The 21,064-nt window shown below is 69.8% G+C and carries 20 protein-coding genes and 1 tRNA gene; 18 read left to right on the forward strand and 3 right to left on the reverse strand.

The features are described 5' to 3' along the window. Window positions 1-27 precede the first annotated feature (27 nt). The 11 genes from HEP81_RS23055 (at window position 28) to HEP81_RS23105 (ending at window position 9,714) form a co-directional block, all read left to right on the forward strand. Window positions 28-759, forward strand: a complete 732-nt coding sequence (locus HEP81_RS23055) for a hypothetical protein (protein WP_037653633.1) — start codon at window positions 28-30, stop codon at window positions 757-759. Further along, window positions 752-1,096: a hypothetical protein gene (locus tag HEP81_RS23060; protein ID WP_037653632.1), complete on the forward strand. Its 345-nt coding sequence runs from the start codon at window positions 752-754 to the stop codon at window positions 1,094-1,096. Before HEP81_RS23055 ends, HEP81_RS23060 begins: the two co-directional genes overlap by 8 nt. A 100-nt stretch (window positions 1,097-1,196) precedes the next feature. Next, on the forward strand, window positions 1,197-1,511 hold the full coding sequence (locus HEP81_RS23065; RefSeq protein WP_037653631.1) for a hypothetical protein: 315 nt from the start codon (window positions 1,197-1,199) through the stop codon (window positions 1,509-1,511). Between the two features lie 168 nt (window positions 1,512-1,679). Beyond that, entirely contained in the window at window positions 1,680-2,843 is a 1,164-nt protein-coding gene (locus HEP81_RS23070; RefSeq protein ID WP_037653630.1) for a ParB/RepB/Spo0J family partition protein, read from the forward strand. A 125-nt stretch (window positions 2,844-2,968) separates the two neighbouring features. Further along, on the forward strand, window positions 2,969-3,481 hold the full coding sequence (locus tag HEP81_RS23075) for a hypothetical protein (RefSeq protein WP_037653628.1): 513 nt from the start codon (window positions 2,969-2,971) through the stop codon (window positions 3,479-3,481). A 132-nt stretch (window positions 3,482-3,613) separates the two neighbouring features. After that, window positions 3,614-3,690, forward strand: a tRNA-Arg gene (locus HEP81_RS23080). Window positions 3,691-4,582: 892 nt separating this feature from the next. Then, window positions 4,583-6,040, forward strand: coding sequence for a putative antirestriction adenine methyltransferase (locus tag HEP81_RS23085; protein WP_157854370.1), 1,458 nt, complete (start codon window positions 4,583-4,585; stop codon window positions 6,038-6,040). Next, entirely contained in the window at window positions 6,004-6,867 is an 864-nt protein-coding gene (locus tag HEP81_RS23090; RefSeq protein ID WP_078967247.1) for a ParB/Srx family N-terminal domain-containing protein, read from the forward strand. Before HEP81_RS23085 ends, HEP81_RS23090 begins: the two co-directional genes overlap by 37 nt. A gap of 133 nt (window positions 6,868-7,000) precedes the next feature. After that, entirely contained in the window at window positions 7,001-7,690 is a 690-nt protein-coding gene (locus tag HEP81_RS23095) for a hypothetical protein (RefSeq protein ID WP_063755212.1), read from the forward strand. After that, complete coding sequence (locus tag HEP81_RS23100; protein WP_037653625.1) at window positions 7,687-9,273, forward strand: hypothetical protein; 1,587 nt, start codon at window positions 7,687-7,689, stop codon at window positions 9,271-9,273. Before HEP81_RS23095 ends, HEP81_RS23100 begins: the two co-directional genes overlap by 4 nt. A gap of 171 nt (window positions 9,274-9,444) precedes the next feature. Further along, on the forward strand, window positions 9,445-9,714 hold the full coding sequence (locus tag HEP81_RS23105; protein ID WP_157854368.1) for a hypothetical protein: 270 nt from the start codon (window positions 9,445-9,447) through the stop codon (window positions 9,712-9,714). 23 nt (window positions 9,715-9,737) lie between these two features. Here HEP81_RS23105 and HEP81_RS23110 read toward each other — a convergent pair whose 3' ends face one another. Together HEP81_RS23110 and HEP81_RS23115 are read right to left on the reverse strand one after the other, a co-directional pair. Then, complete coding sequence (locus tag HEP81_RS23110; RefSeq protein WP_037653624.1) at window positions 9,738-9,941, reverse strand: hypothetical protein; 204 nt, start codon at window positions 9,939-9,941, stop codon at window positions 9,738-9,740. A 117-nt stretch (window positions 9,942-10,058) separates the two neighbouring features. Further along, window positions 10,059-11,315: a PIN domain-containing protein gene (locus HEP81_RS23115; protein WP_051850026.1), complete on the reverse strand. Its 1,257-nt coding sequence runs from the start codon at window positions 11,313-11,315 to the stop codon at window positions 10,059-10,061. Between the two features lie 354 nt (window positions 11,316-11,669). On the opposite strand from HEP81_RS23115, the gene HEP81_RS23120 reads away from it, so the two are divergent. From HEP81_RS23120 to HEP81_RS23145, 6 genes are read left to right on the forward strand one after another with little or no spacing between them, the layout of a single operon-like run. Next, window positions 11,670-12,014: a DUF1360 domain-containing protein gene (locus HEP81_RS23120; protein ID WP_037653622.1), complete on the forward strand. Its 345-nt coding sequence runs from the start codon at window positions 11,670-11,672 to the stop codon at window positions 12,012-12,014. After that, entirely contained in the window at window positions 12,014-13,771 is a 1,758-nt protein-coding gene (locus tag HEP81_RS23125) for a hypothetical protein (RefSeq protein WP_037653620.1), read from the forward strand. Before HEP81_RS23120 ends, HEP81_RS23125 begins: the two co-directional genes overlap by 1 nt. A gap of 22 nt (window positions 13,772-13,793) precedes the next feature. Further along, window positions 13,794-13,991 (forward strand): hypothetical protein, encoded by a 198-nt coding sequence (locus tag HEP81_RS23130; protein ID WP_037653619.1) that lies wholly within the window; start codon window positions 13,794-13,796, stop codon window positions 13,989-13,991. After that, window positions 13,984-14,469 (forward strand): hypothetical protein, encoded by a 486-nt coding sequence (locus HEP81_RS23135; protein WP_037653618.1) that lies wholly within the window; start codon window positions 13,984-13,986, stop codon window positions 14,467-14,469. The genes HEP81_RS23130 and HEP81_RS23135 overlap by 8 nt, the downstream gene beginning before the upstream one ends. Continuing rightward, on the forward strand, window positions 14,462-18,331 hold the full coding sequence (locus tag HEP81_RS23140; protein ID WP_037653617.1) for a phage minor head protein: 3,870 nt from the start codon (window positions 14,462-14,464) through the stop codon (window positions 18,329-18,331). Before HEP81_RS23135 ends, HEP81_RS23140 begins: the two co-directional genes overlap by 8 nt. Further along, on the forward strand, window positions 18,331-18,564 hold the full coding sequence (locus HEP81_RS23145) for a hypothetical protein (protein WP_037653616.1): 234 nt from the start codon (window positions 18,331-18,333) through the stop codon (window positions 18,562-18,564). The genes HEP81_RS23140 and HEP81_RS23145 overlap by 1 nt, the downstream gene beginning before the upstream one ends. Before the next feature lie 62 nt (window positions 18,565-18,626). Here HEP81_RS23145 and HEP81_RS23150 read toward each other — a convergent pair whose 3' ends face one another. Beyond that, the gene (locus HEP81_RS23150) at window positions 18,627-18,884 is read right to left on the reverse strand and encodes a hypothetical protein (protein ID WP_037653615.1); all 258 of its coding nucleotides are present in this window, start codon (window positions 18,882-18,884) and stop codon (window positions 18,627-18,629) included. 529 nt (window positions 18,885-19,413) lie between these two features. On the opposite strand from HEP81_RS23150, the gene HEP81_RS23155 reads away from it, so the two are divergent. Beyond that, window positions 19,414-21,045: a major capsid protein gene (locus tag HEP81_RS23155; protein WP_037653614.1), complete on the forward strand. Its 1,632-nt coding sequence runs from the start codon at window positions 19,414-19,416 to the stop codon at window positions 21,043-21,045. The last annotated feature ends 19 nt before the right edge of the window (window positions 21,046-21,064 follow it).

Consider the following 21,064-nt stretch of genomic DNA (forward strand, 5'->3'; position numbering starts at 1 on the left):
ACCCGACACCCAAGAAAGGGCGCACCGATGGACTGGAAGCCGCTCATCATCCGCCTCCCCGACGCCCACCTTCCCCGCGGCCTGGACGACGGGCCCACTTGCCGGTCCTGTGGCACCGCCTGGCCCTGCGCGACCGCCGCCGAGCACCTCACCGAAGGCCGCTGCCAGTGCGGCGCCCCCACCTGGTGGGAGAAACGCGGCCCCCGGAACTGGCACGTCGGCCCCAGCTGCTACACCGCCGCCGACGTTGTCATGGCCCAAGCCGCCGAACTGAGCGCAGCCCGCCCCGCCAGCTACCCGCCGAGCCACTTCTACCCGCCCAAGCCCAGTCGGCGCCGTCGGCAGGAGCCGCCCTACCAGTACACACCGGCCGGACCCGGCGACATCGCACCCGGCACGTGGGTCTGGGTGAAACCAGGTGGCCTACACCCCGGCTGGGGCGACATCCACCGCTTCGCCATGGTGACCGCCCTCGGCACCCCGAAGTGCGAGGTCTGGCTGCACTGCGACGGCACCGTGCACCAGGTGCTGGCCGATCACCTCATCCTCGAAGGAACCGCTGCCCGCCAGGCCGCCCGCGCGGCCGGGATGACGACGCTGTGCGGCCCCGCCCGGGACGGCCGCCCACTGCTCCCGGGATGGGAGTGGGTGGACTGGACGGTCGCCGAGCACCTGGTCCATGCCCGGCCCGCCGCAGCGGCGGCGCCCGAGCCGGTACAGGCCGAGCTGTTCGCCACGCTGGAGCCCGCCGATGCCTGAGACCCCGGCCGGACAGATCGCCCTCTTCGGTGCCGCGCCCGTCTCCCCGCTGGCCCCCCGGTTCGTGCCCGCGCCGGTCGGCGAGCTGGGCCGCCAGCAGACGGCGAGGCCCCGCCGCGAGCCCCGCCGCAGGACGACCGCCGCGGACCTGTCGGCCCGGCTCGGCGGCGCCACCCACCTGGCGGTCACGTTCGCCCCCGGCATCCTGTGGCCCTGGCTGGAGCAGCTGCGGCCCGAGCTGGTGCGGGCCGACGGGGACCCGTCACCCGTCCTGGAGCCCGGCACCCTCCACGTGCACGTCAACCGTCGCCCACCGGCTGACCTGCGGGTTTCCTGACGATCCTTTGACCAAATCCACCGGGACAACGAGGTTGGCCAGGTGGGCTGGCGGAAGGATGAATGCACGACATACCACCAACCCCCCCAGGGAGCGAGCGATGGACATCACGGCCCTCACCGAGGAAATCGAGCTGATCGCCGGCGCGGGCGACGCGGGTGACGCACTCGACCTCGTGAAGCGACTGCTCCGCACCGAGCAGGTGGAATGGGCGATCGAGATCCGCCGGAGCGTCCGCAAGGGCGAGCTGGACCACGAGAAGCTGATCGCCTCCGGTGAGACGCTCCGCCAGAGGGTCATCCAGCACCGCGAGCAGGCCCGCCGCGACCTGATGGCTGCCACCCGCGCCCTCCTCCGGGGTGGCGGCGACGACGTCATCACCCGCGGGGCCCTGGCGCTGGCCCCCTTCATCTAGCGAACACCCGGCCCGCGCCCTCTCGGCGTGGGCCTCCGGCAGGGCTCTGACCTGGGCACGCTTGCCAACTGTACGGCCAAATCCATTGGCACACCGAGGTTACCCCGAGAGCTTTGGTCAATGATGACTGCGCGACACACCACCCATCCACTCACCACGGAGGGCGCCATGACCGCCACCACCGCCACCATCAAGAAGGCCACCGCGAAGGCCCCCGCCAATAAGGACGCGGCGAAGAAGCCGACCACCCGCAAGGCCCCGACCAAGAAGGCGGCGGCCCCGGCCCCGGCGGCGCCGGCCGCGGTCAAGACGGCGTTCAAGACGGTCCCGCTCGACCGGATCGACCGCGACCCGAACCAGCCTCGCGAAGTCTTCGACCAGGAGAAGCTGGAGGAGCTGGCCGCCAGCATCAAGGAGATCGGCGTCCAGCAGGCGGTCAGCCTCCGCTACATCCGGGGCACCAAGCGGTACATGCTGATCGCGGGCGAGCGCCGGTGGAGGGCCTCCCAGATCGCAGGCAAGGCCGACATCCCGGCGATGGTGACCCACGGCCTGGAGGGCGGCTCGGAGACGCTGGAGGGCTTCGAGCGGTCGGTGGCGGAGAACCTCAGCCGCGAGAACATGACCCCGCTGGAGGAGGCGCGGGCCTTCAAGAAGCTGATGGACTTCGGGCTGACCCCCGAAGCGGTCGCCAAGCGGGTCGGCAAGAGCTGGAACTACGTGGACCTGCGACTCTCCCTCCTCAAGCTCGTGCCCGCCGTGCAGGAGGCGCTGCTCAAGGGCCACCTGCCGGTCGGCCTGGCCTGGTACGCCTCGCAGATCAGCCCGGCCAACCAGAACGCGTTCATCGCCCGCTGGACCCGCGGCCAGTTCAACAGCCCCCGCGAGGCCGAGATGTTCTGCACGAGGGTCCGCAACGAGGAGCAGGAAGCGGCCAGCCAGAGCGTCATGTTCGTCCTGGCCGAGGACGCCCCCGGCGCCGACAAGGTCGACGACAGCATGTTCCCCGAGCTGGCCGTGGACGTCGACAAGCGCGAGCAGATCGTGGCCGACCGCAAGAAGCTCGTCGGCAAGATCGGCAGGCTGGAGGACGCGGGCAAGATCCTCCAGGAGATCGCCGACCTGGATCCCGACACGCTGGCGCTCCTCCTCTCCGGGGCGCACGGTGGCATCCCCGGCAACAAGATGCGGATCGACCACCTGCGGCAGGTCGCCACGAAGGCCGCCCAGAACCTGGCCAAGGCCGCCACCGCGGCCACCGTCCTGGCGGGAGCGCTCCGGGTCGCCCCCGAGGCGGAGGCCACCAACACCCCCAAGACCAGCGCCTCCTGACGTAGTGGCGCAAGGGCCCCGCACCAGTCGGGGCCCCTGGGCCAAGCCAGTCGGGACACGAGGGTAAACCCGGCCGGTTGGTCAAGAATGAAAGCAGGACACACCACCACAGAAAGGCAAGACCAGTGATCGACCTCAAGAGCCTCGGCCTCGACGGGCCCGAACCGGACGTGGAACGCATCCAAGTCGCCCAGCCGCTGGAGCTGGTGACCAGCCGTTACCAGAACTGGCAGGAAGACGCCGGAATCCCTATCGGGATCACCGTGGGACGGCCCCGCTTCGTCCGCTACAACTTCATCCAGATCAAGGCCCTAGCCCCGTGGGAGCTGATGAAACCGCCCCTCAAGGGCATCGACAACATCCCCATCGAGCGCCGGGTGTACCGGCAGCGGCTCGTACGCCACGAGGCCGAAATCCTGGCCGCGCTGGACGAGGTCGCCCAGTCGTACCCGAACCTGCCCGGCGTCCTGATGTGCTTCGAGAACGTCAACGCCGGGGAAGCCTGCCATCGGCAGTGGGCGGCCGAGTGGTTCCAGCAGCGCTACGGCTGGGAGGTCCTCGAACTCCCCAACCCGGGCGGAACGCGCCGGCCGACGGCCCCGAAGCCGACGGCCACGCCACCACAGACCCTGTTCTGACCGCGGGGCACCGCACCGACCGAGGGTCGGGGGAGCATCACCTTCCCCCGGCCCTCGGTCACACCGCCGCCCAGAGGCCGCCAAGAGGGCATACCCGGCAGACCGGTTGAACTGCTACCATCCCCCCACTGTCCGCGAGCAGCTCGATTGGATGGAGCATCACCTCTCGAAGGTGAAGGTTGGAGGTTCGAGTCCTCCCTCGCGGTCCATATGGTTCGCCCCCTGTGACCCCGCTTCCGGGGCAGGGGGCGTTCGCATGCCCGGTAACGAGCCGGCCTGGATCGATGGAAGCCGGCAACCGAGACTAGAGCTTTCGATATGTAGCCAATTCTGATCGATTTTGATCCGATTATGGAACGGCTGTTGCCGCAACTTCCGGATGAGCACCGAAGATTGGGGATTCGTCCAGGCCGCGCTGTACATTGCTGCTTACTCCTTCAGGGGGATGACGGACCGCACCCGACACGTGGGGGCGCGACCGCGTCCCTTGTGGTGCCGGGGTAAACCCGGCTTCGCCGAAGGGAGCCGATCTTGAAGCTGTTTCGGTGGCTGAAAGATCGGTGGGAGAAACACGTACGTGCGCACGTCTCCTCGGAGCGTGTGAGCGCGAGCTGCGAGGTCTTCCTCGTGGTCGCGTGGCTCATCGAGCACCGTACGTGAAACGCGTGAGCCCCAGCTGAGCACTCAGCTCGGCCAGGGCTCACACCACCAAGCCAGGGCCTCGTCCTCGCGATCCGTAGGGTCGCAACCTACGGGAGGGCGGGGCCTTGGTCGTTTCACGGATTACGCATTCAGAAGACGTAATCAGGAAGTGCTTCCGAGACTACCGCAATTCTTGGAGACACGAGACAGTTGGTCGGGTGCGTAGTTTGCATCCAACTGCTGCACCGAAGACTGCGAACAGCATCGCGGATCTCATCCCGGAAACCATCACGGACTGGACCAGCCGAAACAACGACGGCTACTGGGGCACTCCGGCGAAGCTCGGGTGCAACATTGTCGCGAACCATGGCCACCAGCCCCTAGCAGGTCAGCGACTACCCTTGCCCGACGCTGCTGGTTGTGGGCCGAGCGATCCGCCACCTTCCCCCAGGGACAGGCATGCCCGCAGGATTCGCCGCACCCGGAGTGCTGTTCGCCGGCAACTCCTCAGCGCCAGACCGCGCCTTCTACCGGCAGGTCTTCAACAGGCTCCCCCGCGACCAGTACACCCGCTACGTCGAGGTCGGCGTGGGCTCGTTCGCCGCGGCGCTCGTCGCCGCCAACGCGGGCATCCCACCGTCGTGCATGGAGACGTCCGACGTCACCCTCTACACCGGCATCGTCGGCACCTGCGTGTCAGGCGGCGACCTCACGTCGCTGGGCATGACCCTGGACGGCGAGCCGGTCGAGCTGCCCGACGCCCCGATCGTGGAGCAGGCCGCGCACCTCCTGTACGTCCACTGGCTCGCGCGCATGCAGGCCAAGCCCGAGGTGGACTACTGGACGAACCTCGTCACCGACATGATCGAGCGGGAAGACGAGCACAAGGCCCGCCTGGTCGGCTCGCTCCAGCAGATCGCAGACCGTCTCCCCGGCGTCAAGTTCACCCCGAAGTGCATGTGGGACCACATCGCCGAGGCCGAGGACGACCCGCACGCGATCATCATCGCCGCCCCGCCGACGTACAAGGCCGGCTTCGAGAAGTTCTTCGACACCGGCGGCCGCGTCGAGTGGAACGAGCCCCCCTACTCGGTGTTCGACCCCGACGTCGACATGCAGCGGCTCGCCGACCACATGCGGGACAAGGCCGCCCTGCTGATGTTCCTGCAGGAGGAGCGCTCCGGCATCGCGGCCCACGAGACCCCGGTGTTCGCGCACCCGCTCGGCGACGTCGCCCGCGCCTTCGTCATCAGCAACCGGCCGGAGGAGATCTTCAAGCTCACCGGAGGGCCCAAGGTCGCCCTGGGCATGTCCCGGTCCACCGCGCCTACCTCTCTACCGATCATCCCCCCGGACCACCAGGTCACCGACCAGTCCCGCGTCGAGGTCGTCCCCGCCAAGGGCACCGAGGTGGACTACTACCGCGACCTGTGGATGCACCGGCTCGCCGCGGCGCCCGGCTCGTACAACATGCTCGTCATCGTGGACGGCTTCGTCGCCGGCGTCATCGGCTACGGCGCGGAGACGATGACCCGCCCGTACCCCGGCGCCACGAAGTACACGACGCACCTGCTGATGCGGTTCGCGTTCGGCGCCCCCCACTACGAGCTCCGCCTGACCCGCCTGGCGACGATGCTCGCGCTGCGCCGCGACAGCGCCAAGCTCGTGTTCACCGGCGCCTCGGAGATCCTGCTGGCAGCATCGAACGGCCTCGTCACCGTCGAGTACACCCGCCACCCCGAGGCCAAGGGCCTGCGCGGGCTCATGCAGCTGGAATCGCGGGCCAAGCACCCGGACGGCTACAAGCTGTCGTACCGCGCCGACTGGTCCACCACCGACATCCCCACCACCCTCACCGCGTTCATCACCAAGGAGCAGGCATGGCGCGCAAGCCGCAGCAAGGCGAAGAAGAAGTGACCACCCCGGCCCCCCAGGACCAGGAGCCGGCCCAGGCCCCGGACCCCGACCCGACCGGCATGTCCTGGAGCACCGAGAACCCGGCCCGCGACGTCATGCAGATCGGGGAGGACCTGTTCATCCGCTGGGTCGACGTCGCCTCCCTCCGTGAGCAGGACATCAACGCCCAGGTCATGCAGCCCCGCCACTTCGAGCGGCTCACCGGCAACATCCGCAAGCGCGGCATGGTCGAGTCCCTGCCCTACTGCCACCAGCCCGGCGGAACCGGCCCGATCGAGGTCATCTCCGGCCACCACCGCTCCCGCGCCGCACGCGCCGCCGGCCTCCAGCAGATCCCCGCCATCATCGACACCCGCACGATGCGCCGCTCCGAGGTCATCGCCAAGCAGATTGCCCACAACGAGCTGCACGGCGATCCCGACAAGGACGTCCTCGCACAGCTCGTCTCCATGATCGACAACGTGGACGACCTGATCGCCACCGGCCTGGACGAGAACCAGCTCCCCACCGTCGAACCCGACGACACCAAGCTGGCCATCCCACACGGCGAGTTCGACTGGCGCTCCGCCACCCTCATGTTCCTCCCGCACCAGATGGAGGACTTCAAGGACGCCATCACCGCCATCGCCAACGGCACCGACCTCGTCGGCGCCGCCCCCGTCGAGATGTTCGAGGACTTCGCCGCCGCGGTGTACGCCTTCGGCCGCTGCAAAGACGTCCGCAACTTCACCACCATGATCGCCCTCCTCACCGACATCGCCCGCCGCGAAGTCGAGCAAGCCGCCAAGGAAGCCGAGGAAGCCGCCAAGGCCGACACCACGGCCTAGCCACGCCCGACGCACCCACGCATGGCCACAGCCCGCAAAGCCCCCACCCCCACACCGGCTTTGCGGGCTCGCGCCTACCACCGGAGCACCCGCCCACCCCCCCCGGGCCGGGACAGAAGGACCGTGAGCACCCATGAGCGACCGCATCACCCTCGACCCCACCCTCGACCCGTGGGAGCGACAGCCCGGCGAGACCCCCAAGCGGCACTCCCGCTTCCTCGTCTTCCGCGACCTCGGCCTCACCAGAACCCTTGCAAAAGCGTCAGACCAGCTAGCACTTTCGTACAGCCACGTCCGAGCCCTCGCCGCCCAGTACCGCTGGCAGGACCGGGCCGCAGCCTGGGACGCCCACCAGCAGCAGCAGTACACCGCCGAGATGGAAGAGGAGCGCCGCAAGTCCGCCCGCGACGACGCGAAGATCCTGCGGATCATGACCGGCATGGTCGGCCAGGCGCTGCCCCACATCCAGCAGCAGGTCGGCTCGATGACCGTCATGGAGTTCACGCGGTTCGTGGAGACCACGATGCGGCTGCGCCGGAACCTGTTCGGCGACCCGACGGAGACGATCGCGGTCACCGGGCCCGGCGGCGACCCGCTGACGGTCCAGGTCGAGGAGTTCCAGAAGCTGCCCCCGGAGCAGCGGCGCGTACGGCTCGCCGAGCTGGCCGCGACGGTCGCCCGCCGCGCGCACGCCCTGGACGACACCGACGACGAGGATGACGGCACGTACGACCCCGGCGACGACCAGGACGACGACGAGCCAGGCGAGGCGGCCGGCGAGCGGGGCGCGGAGCCGGTGGACGAAGACAGCGGTGAGTCATGACCACGCTCGCCCCGGAGCTGGGCCACCTGAACGACGCCGCGGTGTACGCGCGGCTGCAGGCCGCGAAGCGGGCAGCCGCCCGGGACCTGCTGCGGGACCCCGCGACGCTCGCGCGCGGCCTGGACCCCAGCTACCGGATGCGCCCGCACCTGAAGGTCATCAGCGATGCGCTCGTGGACCTGGAGCGCGGCGAGTACGACCGGCTCCTCGTGATCACCCCGGCGCAGGTGGGCAAGAGCACCACGACGGCCGAGTGGTTCCCGTTCTGGTGGCTGTGTCTGCACGGCGAGGACCGGGTGGCGGTCACCTCGTACTCCGACGACCTGGCGCTGCGCCGAGGCAAGACGATCCGGCAGTACATCGGCGAGTACGGCGGCGAGTTCGGGCTGTCCCTGCTGCCCGGGTCGGAGGCCGCACAGGACTACGACACGAACCAGGGCGGCGGCGTCCGCTCGGTGTCCCTCGGCGCGGGCCTCACCGGCTTCTCCGTGAACCTGCTGGTCGTGGACGACCCGCACAAGGACCGTGCCGAGGCCGAGTCGAAGAAGATGCGCGAACGCGTCCACGACTGGTGGTCGTCGGCCGCGCTGAAGCGTCTGCAGCCGGACCGCAACGCGGTGGTGGCGATCCAGACCCGCTGGCACCCGGACGATTTCGCGGGCCGCCGGCTGGAGGAGGACGGCCGGCTGGAGGAGGGCGGCCGGTGGAAGGTCGTCCACCTCCCGGCGATCGCCAACCCATCGAAGTTCGGGCCGGATCCGCTCGGCCGGCAGGACGGCGACCCGCTGCCGCACCCGAAGATCCCCACGAGGAACCGGCGGGCGCTGCTGGCCTGGTGGAGCGACGTGAAGCGGACGTCGACGGTGCGGGACTGGCACGCCCTGTCGCAGGGCGACCCGCAGCCGTCCGAGGGCGCGCTCGTCTCCCGGGACCTGCTGCGGTCGATCCGCGACGGCATCACCGTGGTGGAGCCGCAGAAGATCGCCGTGTCGATCGACCCGTCCGGCGGTGGCCGGGACACCGCGGGCGTCATCGGCGGCTTCCTCGGCGCCGACAACCGGGTGTGGATCACGCACGACAAGACGAAGGCGATGTCGTCGGCCGAGTGGTCCCGCACCGCCTGCCTGCTCGCGCACGAGACAAACGCCGGCGTGATCTACGTCGAGTGGAACTACGGCCGAGACATGTGCACGTTGGCAATCAGCACCGCCTGGCAGGCGCTTCAGGATGAGGGCCGCATCCCCAAGGGCAAGCTGATGCCGATGATCGACGCCGTCAGCGCCAAGCAAGGCAAGTTGCTCAGGGCGGAGCCGATCGCCCAGCAGATGGTCGAGGACCGCATCCGGCTGCGCGGCGCGTTCGTGGACCTGGAGAACGAATGGGCGACGTGGCAGCCCACCGACTCCGACAGCCCTGGCCGGATCGACGCCTCCTGTGTCCTGGTGTACGGCCTGATCCCGGAGGTCAACCAGGGCGCTATCGTGCACGCCCCGCTGCCGACCGCGCCGCAGCCCGGCCAGTACGGGCGCACCGGCCGGCCGGGCGGCCCGGCCCAGGCGTACGGACGGAGGATCGGCAAGTGAGCATGACAGAACGCATCTACCGCCTGCTGCGAGACGTCCGCGACAGCTACCGCAGCGGGGCCGACTACCTGTGGTTCTGCCGCTGGATCCCGTAGAGGTACGCCGGCCCGCACGGGCCCGGGTGCCCGGTCTGCTGTACGCGGCAGGCCGGGCATCGGCACACTAACCGGTGTGAAACTGCCCCGAGTCCACTGCAGGGAGTGCCAGCGGCCGATCGCGGCCGGGCCGGTAGCCGGAAGTCTCAGCAAGGGCCGGCTGTGTCGGCACGACCCGCCCGACCGGCGCGCCCGCTACGGGGACTCCCTGGTGTCCTGCCCCGGCTCGTTGGCCATCGTGGACCTGCCGCGTCCGGCCGAGCAGCTGGAGTTCATGGAGGCCGGGGAGGGCCAGGAGCTGGACGAGATGCCGGTCGGCCCGTTGGGCACCGTGGCGCTGTTCTGACCCGGCGTACACCTGCCGGGTGATCAGCCCTTCTCAGCGTAGGGCTGGACCGCCAGTACATGCTTTTCGTGGCGGGTGAGGATGCTGTCCGCGAACTGCGAGGCGATCTTGACGTCGCCGTCGACCGTTATCTCCAGCACCTCGCCCACCTTCAGCTCGTCGCCCTCGGCGTAGTAGACCTTCTCGCCCTCGCCGAAGATGTTCTGTGCGATATCGCTGGCGGCCATGCAGGGTCCTTCCGCTGTGGTGGGTAGGTCGGAGTGCCAGTGTGAGGCAACGGTGACCGGCGGCAGTACCTGTGTGCGCTGCCACGCGACGGTCTGAGCCCGTGACACGCGCCCTGTTCAGCCTTCGTGGGTCTCGCCCATGTGGATGTCGGAGATGGCCGACAGCGGTTTGGAAAGTCCGGTGGTCAGCATCGTGGTAGCTGCCAGGACCCTCATCCACAGCTTCGTGTCCCCATCCGCGACGATCTTGGCGAGCGCGGCTTGGTCCACCCCCGTGCGTGCCCGCAACTCGTCCGCGCTCAGCAGAAAGTTCCACGTCAGTACGGGTTTCAGCTCGGTGAACTCGGCGTCCGTAGCGGGCTCGAAGGGGGAGTGGCGGAGGACCGTCAGGCGGGGGTCGTCATTGTCTGGAGCGAACAGAACCCGTGCCTCGAAGGCGCAAGCCGCCATCTTCGGGAAGCTGCCGAAGAGAGCGGTGCCATAGACAAGCCATCGGACGGTAGCCGTGCACCAGACATGATCGCCGACGCGGTACGACTCCACGTCGCTGATCGTGGTGGGCCGAGTCCTCAACGCATCGTGGAGCCAGCCGTCTGCGCTGACGTGAATGGGCTCCTGATTCTCATCAGCCACCTTGCACGGGAACGCGCTGCCGCCGATCGCCTGGAGCCAGGCAGTGCTCTTCCCGCCGCCTCCAAGGGTGTGCGCGAGACGACTGATGGCGCTGAGGGCAGCCTCGGACTCCACGGCGCGCTGGATGACGTCTTGCTCGACGGTCGTGGATTCCGTGAATCGGTCGATGACCTCGCCCAGGCCGGTCAGGTGGACGAACCGCTCCCCAAGTTCGGCGATGTCAGTGCGCATCGGATCCGCGTAGCTCGTGCCGTCCCCGAAGTCCCGGGTGTTGTCGCTGACGAAGTAGACGGTCTGATCCGCGTGTTCCTTGGCGTACTCGACGGCCGACAGCCATATGGCCGCGTCCCGTGCCCCGGTCTTTCTCCCGTCGTCCCTGCAAGGAGCCAACCCGTTCGCCTCGCGGAACGCCCCCTCCCGAAGCGCGGCTTCGCTGGTGGGGATCACATCGACAACGCTCGACCACTGCTTACGCCAGTGCTCCCGGAGTCGGTCAAGGTCCATGTCCGGCATCGGGTAGCCCAGCCCCCACGGCGTCAGCTTGCCCAGGGACTCGATCGCCTGTGCCGCCGCCTCGTACTGCTTGCGGTACTTGATCGCCTGCTGCGCGGAAAGCTCCTCCATGACCATCCACGGGACCGCGACGCCCTCGACACCAGCAGTGCGTATGGCCCGCAGGACATCCGTGCTGCTGCTGTTCAGGCCGGATCCGCGAAGAATGCACGCATCAAGAATGATCACGCTTCGGCTCCTGTCCACCTCGTGACTCAGCACGAAGGATCCCAGGAAAGCCCAGGTGACTGTACGGAAATTGACTACGCGAGCGGATGTGTGAAGAGGGCGTCGGCGGCTGGGGTTGCGCGACACCTGCCGTCCGGACGCTGTAGCGGCATAGCCGCCGACGCCCGTGAACGTCACTCCCGGCCGAGGAGGACGGAGGCCGAACCGTAGCAGAGCAGACAGACCGGCACGGGATGTATAAACCTGGCTGATGATCAAAGTATTGCGGTGGAAGATCAGTTTTAGAGCAGGATTTACGGCGTATGCCTATAGTGAGCCGCCGCATTCCGAAGGATCTTCAGCAAGGGGTTGGGAATGATCGGCGTTCCGGAGCTAGTCGTCCTCGCTGCCGCCGGGTACCGGGCAACGCAGCTGGCCGTCCACGACGCCATCCTGGAACCGGCGCGCGGCGCCGTCTTCGACTGGCAGACCCGCAAGCCCGACAGCAAGCCCCGCGAGTGGGTCGTCTCCCTCATCAGCTGCGTGTACTGCATGGGCTGGTGGATCAGCGGCGCCACCCTCGTGACCTGGCTCCTCGCCTCCGGTCAGTGGGACGACAGCCCGCTGCTCGTCCACGGCCTGGAGTGGCTGGCGGTCGCTGGCGCCTCCGTCTTCCTGAACCGCGTGGACGACACGCTCGGCGACCTCACGGCCCGCTGATGCGCGGCGAGATCGCAGCGGCAGCGTCCCGCTACATCGACAGGAAGGTCGGACGCGGCAAGGCCACCGCCACCGACCAGGGATGGCAGAACCGCGCCTGGGACCTGTACCACCTGGTACCCGAAGTCCGGTTTGCCGCCAACTACATCGGCAACGCCATGTCCGGCGCCGTCCTCTACGCTGGCCGCCGCGCCGAAGACGGCTCGATCGAACGCGCCCCCGACAACCACCGCGCCTCGGAGATCGTTGCTCAGATCGCGGGCGGCCCCGACGGACAGTCCAAGCTCCTCGGCACGTTCGGCAAGCACCTGACCGTGCCCGGCGAAGGCTGGATCGTCATCCGCCCGAACGACGAAGTCCTCTCGCCGGACTCGCCCGAGGACGGCCATGACTGGCGGGTGCTGTCCACCCGCGAGATCCGCCAGCAGTCCGGGAAGCTCACCGCCGAAGTCGACGGCGACGACATCGTGATTCCGGCCGGCGACCCCGAGAACCTCGACCCGGACGGCCCCGTAGCCCTCCGCGTGTGGGAGCCCGACCCCGAGCGGGCCATCGAAGCCGACAGCCCCGTCCGCTCCAGCCTCGACCTGCTGGAAGAACTGCTTCTGCTGAACGCTGCCGTCAAGGCGATCGCCCGCTCCCGGCTGACCGGGCGCGGCATCCTCCTCGTCCCCAAGGGCACCAGGTTCCCGACCACCCCGACGCAGAACGACGCCGAGGACGACCTGATCGAGATCCTGATGACGGTCGCCGAGACCGCCATCCGCGAACCCGAGTCGGCCGCCGCCACGGTCCCGATCGTCCTTGAGGTCCCCGCCGACTCGATCGCCGACTTCAAGCTCCTCACGTTCGAATCGAACTTCGATGAGCTGGCGCTGAAGCTCCGCGAGGAAGCCATCAAGCGGTTCGCGAACTCGCTGGAGATCCCCGCCGAGATCCTCCTCGGCCTCGGTGACGCCAACCACTGGGGCGCCTGGATGCTCACGAGTGAAGCCATCCGCATGGGCATCGAGCCCAAGCTCGCCACCGTCTCCTACGCGCTGACGCAGCAGTGGCTGCGCCCGCTCCTGCAGGCCGAGAACATCGACGACTGGCATCGCTGGCTGGTCTGGTTCGACACCGCCCCGCTGCGCGTGCGCACCAACCGCTCCGAGACGGCCCTGCAGGCCTTCGACCGGGGCGTCATCTCCGCCGACGCCCTCCGCCGGGAGACCGGCTTCACCGACGACGACGCCCCCACCCCGGAGGAGATCGCCGCGCGGCAGAAGCAGACCGCCGACCAGACACAGCAGGACCAGCAGCAGGGCCAAGAGCAGAACCCGCCGACCAGGCCGGACCTGCCGGTGGACGAGACCGCCGACGAGCCGGGCACCCTGCCCGCTTCGGCCGCAGGCCGCCCCCGCGAGGGCCTCCTCGCCGCTGCAGACGGCCTGATCTGGGCCGCCCTGTCCTCAGCGGGGGAGAAGCTGATGCGGACTCCCGTCTGCCCGCGCCCCGAGCGGGCGAGGGCCCGGGACCTCCAGCCCGCCGCCCTCCACACCGTGTGGAAGGTCGAGCCCGGCCAGGTCGAGCAGTACCGGCTCCTGGACGGCGCATGGCGGCGCGTCCCCGAGATCGCCGCACGATACGGCCTCAGCCCGGACTGCCTGACCGCCTCGCTCGACTCCTACGCCCGGGAGCTGATCGCCGCCGGTATCGAGCACTCCTACGACGTGGTGCCCGGCGTCCTCACCTCGTGCCTGGGGCTGGCCGCATGACCGCCGCGCAGGGAGACCCGCCATGCCGCAACCGGCACCGCTCACCGTCGCCATCGACCCCGGCACGCCACGCGAGGACTGGTGCCCGGCCTGCAAGGCCTACACCCGCCTCGTGGGCCACGTCGTGGTCCTCACCGCTGACGGCGTCTCCACGGTCGGCGACTGGTCGTGGTGCGAGATCTGTTCCGATCCCGACGACCGAGAGGTGAGCCGTGGCTGACCCCCAGTACCAGGCGCCGCTCGGGCACTCGGTGGCCTCCCACCGCGTGCACGGCTGGTGCTCCCACTGCCCGGGCCGCTACCCGGTTGAGGAGATGGCCGCCTGGCGCCACCACGAGAACGACCGCTACGAGGTGTCGAAGCACGTCGTCACGCCCGCCCCGGAGACAGACGTCACCGTGGCCCACGAGCAGCTGTGCCCCGAGTGCGGCCGTGAAGCCCTCATGGTCGTCACCGCGCAGGTCCGTGACGACGACGGGCCCAAGCCGGCCGGTGGCTGGGCGGTCTGCCTGCACTGCGACGCCCTGCCGCACCCGTGCTGGGAGCACGCCGGCCTGATCGCCGCCGTCGCCCGTCTGCGGGCCCTGCACACGGACGACTTCGGCGGCTGCGCGCACTGCACCCGCGAGGACTTCGTGCCGTACCCGTGCCCGACCATCACCGCCCTGGACGAGTTCAAGGAGTCCGATCGTGGCTGACCTGCATGCGCTCCTCGACCAGGCGGAGGAGGACGTCGCCCAGGAGGTGAGCGCCGTCCTGACCGAGGTGGCCGACGAGTTCGCCCAGCAGCTCGCCGACGCCACCGAGCTGGTCGCGGCCCGCTTCTCCGTCTCCCGGATCGCCCGCATGTTCACCGACCGGATGCCGCGCATCGTGCGCCGCCTCCTGCGGGTCTCCGAGACCGCCGCGCAGCAGGCCGCCGACGACACCGGCGGCGAGCTGCCCGAGGAGTGGAACGACCTGCCAGGCCGGTACGACGACGGCCGCGGCCTGCCCCCGGCCATGTCCAGCTACGTCACGACGACCGAGCACCTGATGCGCGCGGTCGGTGACCGGCTGGCCGAGGCCGCCCGCCAGGAGCTGGCCGCCGGGGTCGACGCCGGCGACAGCATCGAGCAGCTGCGGGCCCGGCTGCGGGAGCGGTTCGCCCGCGAGGGCGCGCAGCTCGGTGACGCCCGCGAGGAGCGCATCGCCCGCACCGAGGCCGGCCGGGCGTGGAACACGGCCACGCTCGGAGCAGCACGGGCCGTGACCGGCACGGACGCCCCGATCGTGAAGCAGTGGATCAGCCAGCGCGACGACCGCGTACGGCACGCCCACAAGGAAGCGAACGGGCAGATCCGCCTCCTCGACGAGCAGTTCACCGTCGGCGGTATCCCGATGGATGCTCCGCACGACCCGACCGCCCCGGCCAATCAGGTCGTCAACTGCCGGTGCGTCCTCGCCGTCCACCCGCAGGTACGCGCCTCCGCCTTGGAATCGCAGGACAGCCCGCGCGGCGAAGTCTTCGATTTGAAGGCAATGGGGCGGATTGTGCAGGATGCCGTGCGCCGCGCCATGTCCACGACCCGTGCCGACTACGAGCTGGTGCCCAGCGGGCCCGAGACGGTCACCGCGGCGGGCGGCCACACCGGCGCGATGATCGCGCTCGTCCCGTCCGACGCAGACCTGGCCCGCCTCGCCGTCGACGGCGGCGAACCCGCCGAGGAGCTGCATTGCACGCTGTACTTCCTCGGCAAGGCCGACGCCTTCCCCGCCCACCAGCAGGCCAGCCTCATCGACCTGCTCCGCCAGGAGCTGCAGGACCGCGGGCTCGGCCCGGTCCCCGGCCGGATCTTCGGCGTGAACCGGTGGAACGGCAACGGCGACGAACCGTGCTGGGTGTGGGCCGTCAGCGACGACACCGGCGACGACCGGCCCGAGGCCAGCCCGTACCTGCACGAGGTGCGCAACGTCGCCGGGTACGCCATCCGCCAGAGCGAGCTGGACGACGAGCAGGTCCCCGCCCAGCACTCCCCGTGGGTCGCCCACGTCACCGCCGCGTACGGCGACGGCGACCTGCTCGCCGAACTCGAAGACCGCCTCGGCGCAGTCACCTTCGACCGTGTGCGGGTCGCCTTCGCCGGCGAGTACACGGACATCCCTCTCGGCCCCCAGCAGGAGGAAGACACCATGCCCGCAACCGCTCAGGCCGACGTCATGGCCGAGCCGATCACGACGCGTGCGTGGTCGACGCCCGGTGATACGGCCATCGCGTTCGAGAACGAGCAGACCGGCGACGGCCGCGTGTTCACGCCCGGCTCGCTGTACTGGGACCGCGATCCCAAGCCGCTGCAGTACGCCGAGGAAATGGGCATGGGCCATGACGGCGCCGAGCTGTGCGGCGCCATCAACACGGTCATGCGCGACGGCAACCGGATCACGGCGGCCGGGGTCCTGTACCTGAACCGGCACACCGGGCAGGACGCGGTAATGCTGCTGGAGCAGGAGGCACCGCTCGGCGTGAGCGTCGACCTGGACGACGTCGACGTGGAGTTCGTGGACAAGACCCTCACCCCGGAAGACGCCGACTGGCTGTTCGCCTCCGCGCACCTCGCCGAGGCGAGCGTGCTGCGCATGGAGGACGGCTCGATCATGCTGTCCGGCGCCACCCGCCCCGAGTGGACCGCCTCGACCGGCGGCCACATCGCCCGCAACCGGTTCGACCTGCAGGTCATCACCGGCCCCGGCGGCGTCGTCAACGCGGCCACGATCCGCACCGCGTTCGCCCGCTCCGGTGCGCTCACCGCGGCGGCCGGCGACCCCGACAACCCCGACGAGGGCCTGGTCGTGCACTCGGAGAAGTCCGGCGACTTCCTGATCCGCATCACCAAGGCCAGGCTGCGCGGCGCCACCCTCGTGGCGATGCCGGCCTACAACCGGGCCCGGATCGTCCTCGACCCGGTGCAGGAGGCGGCGTCGGCGGCCCCGGCGGTCGTCCTCACAGCGGCCTCCGAGACGCACGAGCGGGTCGTCACCTACGTGTGCACGTCCCCGGTCGCGGTCGGCGCCCGAGAGGTCGCCAACGCCCTGGACATCAGCATGCAGTCGGCGCGCGGGCACCTCGGGCGGGCCGCGAAGAACGGGCGGATCGTCCGGCTCGCGCCCGGCCAGTACGTCGGCGCCTCCGACCTGCCCGAGGGCGAGGTCAGCGCGGCCGTCTCGGGCAGCACCGACCTGCCGGTCCACGAGGACCGCGAGGCGAAGTGGGAGGGCGACCAGGCGCGCAGCCGCGTCCTGGACTGGGCCACCGACGACCAGGGCAACGTCGATGCGGACAAGCTCGGGTCGGCGTTCCTGTACCGCGACCCGGAAGGCGACCCCGCCACCGCCGACGCGTACAAGCTGGGCTACGCCGACGTCTTCGACAACGGCGGCAGTCCGCGCCTGGAGATCGTCGCCAACGGCGTGTACGCGGCCGCCGGTGTCCTGCAGGGCAGCATGGGCGGCGCCGACATCCCCGAGGACGAGATCCCCGACCTGCGCGACCAGGCGGACAAGCTGTACGCGGCACTCGCCAAGGCGTACAAGGACGACTCGATCCGCCCGCCGTGGGCCGACGAGACCGCCTCGCTCGGCCTGCCCCCGGAGATCGAAGCCTCGGCGTGGCACGCCCTGCAGCAGATGCCGCCGATGCCCGCCGCCTGGTTCCAGGAGCCGACCGTCGAGGAGCTGCCCGACGGCTCCGGAGGCGTCCACTACAAGGACGGCCGCGTGTTCGGGTTCGTGGCCACGATGGACGAGCCGCACGCCGGCTACCCCGGCAAGAACCTGACCGTGCGCAAGCTGTCCGCGCAGGGCCTGGACCTGACGCACTTCCTGCGCGCCAAGAGGCAGCTGGACGACGGCACCACCGTGCGCGTCGGTGCGATGACCATGAACGTGGGCCATCACAGGGACGGGGCCGAATGCGAGACCGCGTCCTGCCAGTTCGATGACACGAGGACCGTCGGGGCGATCGTCACGGTCGGCCTCAGCTCGCGCGGCCTGTGGTTCTCGGGCGCAGCGGCGCCGTGGCTGTCTGAGTGGGACCGGTCGGTGTTCGCGGCCTGCCAGCCCAGCTACCACCTGAAGCAGGGCCGGGACGGCAAGTGGCAGCTCCGCGCGGTCCTGACGGTGCCGGTGCCCGGCCACTCCACGCCGCTGCTCGCCGCGATGCACGCCGTTGCCGAGCGCGCCGAACTCGCCCTCGCCGCGTCGGCCGCCGGCCTCCTGCCCGCCACGGACACCGTGCCCGGACAAGATCAGGACACCGCCCGGACAGCGTCCGAGCCCGGCCCGGACAACGGCGTTGACCTGCCGGGACAGCGTCCGGACAGCGTGTCCGGACAGCCGCCGGCCCCGACCGGTGACGAGCTGGCCGCAGCCCTGCTGACCGACTCGTTCGTGGACCGGCTCCTCGACGCGATGGCCGAGCGGGAGGCGGCCCGCCGCGCCGAGATCGAAGCCCTGCAGGCCTCCCTCGCCATCACCCCCGAAGAGATCACCGCAAGCGCCGCGACACCGAAGGAGAACGACTGATGGGATGCAACTGCGGCAAGAACCGCCAGGCCCGCCAGAACGGCGACACCAGCAGCGTGCCGAAGCCCGAGATGTTCGAGGCCGTCATCCCCGGCGGCAAGGTCGTCTTCAAGCACTCCAACGTCGAGACCGTGAAAGCCATCGCCAACCGGTACCTGGACGCGCAGGTCCGTGAGCAGTCCAGCGGTCGCATCGTGCACACCTCGACCAAGCAGTCCGCCACCACGCAGTGAGTGGGCCGGCTACGCGGTGAGGGGCTGAGGCGTGGCGTCCGAGCCCCTCACCGCGGGCGGTGCTACTTACCGAGGGCGACGCCGCCCGGACCCGAGCCGGGGCCGCGGCGCATCACGAGCGCCACGACGTACGCAGCCGAGCTGCCGACCTTGGACAAGGCGGTCGCCTCGTCCGGGGTGACGGCGTGAACGACCACGCAGAAGCCGAGGCCCAGACCGGCCGTGGAGACGGCTGCAGCAGCGAGGAGACGCCGCCGGCCCGGAGTGAGCCGCGTCTCGTGCCCTTTGCGCTCGGAGCGGTCGCTATTACGGTGGAACACGGGTTACCTGACCTTCTTGGTCTCGCGCAATGACCCGGCGGCCCCCTGTGCCATCAGGGGGCCGCAGTCATGCCAGGGGCACGACTGCGGCTAAAAGCCTGTGGGAGAACCCCGGTTGGGGCGCTGGAACAAGTGAGGCACTTCGGCCATTTGACAGGCAACAAAGGTGATCTCGGCCACAACGCCTTGAGGGCAGTACCGAACCCCGGGCGTGTCGCCGTTTCTTGACGTCCCGTCGGGCGGTGTGCGGCCTCTCCGAAGTGCATCGATGCCCGCTCGGTCAACAGGTGGCGTCTCGGTAGAGTCGGCAAGCCCTAGCACCTTGCAAGAGCGTTCCGTGTGACCGAGTACACACGCTCGTGGAATTCGGGTGGGGGCCAAGTCACATGCTCCGTCCCGGTCCGCCGGCCGGATGACCGTACGTAACGACACCGGCAGCGCGTACTGATCCATGGCTATGCTGTGCTATCAGCGCGCTGCTGGTTTTGGGCCGAGCGACTCCAAGATCGATCTTTTGGAGCCCGGCCCCATGGACGAGTTCTCCCTTCCCGAGGACATCACCGCCCTCAGCGACGAGGAACTGGACACCCTGCTCGACGGCGCCGTGAAGGCCTTCGACGCCAAGGCGGGCAGCAGCACCGTCACCACCGACGACCTCGCCAAGCTCCGCGAGCTGGCGACCGCCGTCAACGACATCCGCGCGGAGAAGGCCGAGCGCATCGAGGCCGCCGAGCAGGCCGCGGCCGAGATCGAGCAGCTGGCCGCCGCAGTGCGCGGCGACGACGGCGAGGAGGCCACCGCCGCGGCGACCGAGCCGGAGGAGCCGGCCGAGCCCGAGCCGGCCGTCGAGCCCGAGCCCGAGAAGCCGATCACCGCTTCAGGTGCGGTCGCCAAGTCCCGTGCCCTCGACCTGTCCCGCGTCCGCGTGCACCAGCCGCGTGTACTGCCCCCGGACCCGAACCCGCGCCCCGAGATCACCGCGTCCGTCGACGTGCCCGGCTACCAGCCCGGCCAGCCGCTCGACATGGAGGGCGTCACCGAGGGCATCATCCGCCGCGCGAACGCCCTCAAGACCGCAGGCGGCGGCGTCGGCCTGTGCGCCTCGTACCGGCTGCCGTTCGACAACAACCTCATCATCAACGACAGCTCGTCGGGCACCGAGGGCACCCGGGCGGTCCTGCTGGCCGCCGACCAGTCCCGCCTGCCGCAGGGCAACATCGTCGCCTCCGGCGGCTGGTGCGCCCCGTCCGAGACCGTCTACACGCTGACCGACATCGCGTGCCCCGAGATGCTGTGGGACGCGCCCGAGATCCAGCTCGCCCGTGGCGGCCTGCGGTTCTTCAAGATCCCGTCGCTGGACGTCGGCTCGATGACGTTCGTCCACACCGAGGCCGACGACATCTCCGGTGCGGTCAAGCCGTGCTTCAAGATCCCCTGCCCGGAGCCGGACGAGATCCGCTGTGACGCGGTCGGTGTCTGCCTGGAGGCCGGCATCCTGACCCAGAGGCATTTCCCCGAGCTGGTCGCCTGGTACCAGCGGAACACGATGGTCGCCCACGAGCTGCGCGTCCGTCAGGTCCTCTTCGACCAGGCCGTGGCCGCGTCCACGCCGGTCACCATCGCCAAGACGTTCGGCGCGTTCTCCGCGATCTTCGCGGCGGTCGCCCTGCAAGCCGCCGACATGGTCGAGCGGCACTCCCTGTGTGAGTCGATCTCGATCGAGGTCGTCTTCCCGTGGTGGAGCAAGGCGATGTTCCTCGCCGACATCGCCCGCCGTAACGGCGTCGCCTGCGACGAGATCGACGAGTCCTGCATCATCAACGCGTTCGCCACCCTCGGTGTCCGCGTGCAGTGGGCGCGCGGCCTGTCGCCGAACGTCCCGACCCAGATCGGCGGCCCGACCCCGGCCACCGACTGGCCGGACAGCATCCCGTTCCTGATCCACCCGGCGGGCACGTTCCAGATCGGCCGCGGCGGCGAGATCTCGCTGGGCGTGATCCACGACTCGACCAAGTTCCAGACCAACGACTACACGGCGGCCTTCTCCGAGGAGTGCGTGGCGCTCATCGCCCGCGGCCCCGAGTCCCGCGTCGTGACCGTCCCGGTCTGCCCCGACGGCCGCACCGGCGAGCAGCTCGGCATCGCCTGCCCGATCGCCTGACCCACACCCGCCCCAGCGC

This window comes from Streptomyces griseofuscus (assembly GCF_014673495.1).
Lineage (GTDB): Bacteria > Actinomycetota > Actinomycetes > Streptomycetales > Streptomycetaceae > Streptomyces > Streptomyces murinus.

What these genes read in the sequence shown, in the direction of transcription:
- HEP81_RS23055 (WP_037653633.1), top strand. Translation starts at nt 28, where the DNA reads ATGGACTGGAAGCCGCTCATCATCCGCCTCCCCGACGCCCACCTTCCC.
- HEP81_RS23060 (WP_037653632.1), top strand. Translation starts at nt 752, where the DNA reads ATGCCTGAGACCCCGGCCGGACAGATCGCCCTCTTCGGTGCCGCGCCC.
- HEP81_RS23065 (WP_037653631.1), top strand. Translation starts at nt 1,197, where the DNA reads ATGGACATCACGGCCCTCACCGAGGAAATCGAGCTGATCGCCGGCGCG.
- HEP81_RS23070 (WP_037653630.1), top strand. Translation starts at nt 1,680, where the DNA reads ATGACCGCCACCACCGCCACCATCAAGAAGGCCACCGCGAAGGCCCCC.
- HEP81_RS23085 (WP_157854370.1), top strand. Translation starts at nt 4,583, where the DNA reads ATGCCCGCAGGATTCGCCGCACCCGGAGTGCTGTTCGCCGGCAACTCC.
- HEP81_RS23090 (WP_078967247.1), top strand. Translation starts at nt 6,004, where the DNA reads ATGGCGCGCAAGCCGCAGCAAGGCGAAGAAGAAGTGACCACCCCGGCC.
- HEP81_RS23095 (WP_063755212.1), top strand. Translation starts at nt 7,001, where the DNA reads ATGAGCGACCGCATCACCCTCGACCCCACCCTCGACCCGTGGGAGCGA.
- HEP81_RS23100 (WP_037653625.1), top strand. Translation starts at nt 7,687, where the DNA reads ATGACCACGCTCGCCCCGGAGCTGGGCCACCTGAACGACGCCGCGGTG.
- HEP81_RS23110 (WP_037653624.1), bottom strand. Translation starts at nt 9,941, where the DNA reads ATGGCCGCCAGCGATATCGCACAGAACATCTTCGGCGAGGGCGAGAAG.
- HEP81_RS23120 (WP_037653622.1), top strand. Translation starts at nt 11,670, where the DNA reads ATGATCGGCGTTCCGGAGCTAGTCGTCCTCGCTGCCGCCGGGTACCGG.
- HEP81_RS23125 (WP_037653620.1), top strand. Translation starts at nt 12,014, where the DNA reads ATGCGCGGCGAGATCGCAGCGGCAGCGTCCCGCTACATCGACAGGAAG.
- HEP81_RS23130 (WP_037653619.1), top strand. Translation starts at nt 13,794, where the DNA reads ATGCCGCAACCGGCACCGCTCACCGTCGCCATCGACCCCGGCACGCCA.
- HEP81_RS23145 (WP_037653616.1), top strand. Translation starts at nt 18,331, where the DNA reads ATGGGATGCAACTGCGGCAAGAACCGCCAGGCCCGCCAGAACGGCGAC.
- HEP81_RS23155 (WP_037653614.1), top strand. Translation starts at nt 19,414, where the DNA reads ATGGACGAGTTCTCCCTTCCCGAGGACATCACCGCCCTCAGCGACGAG.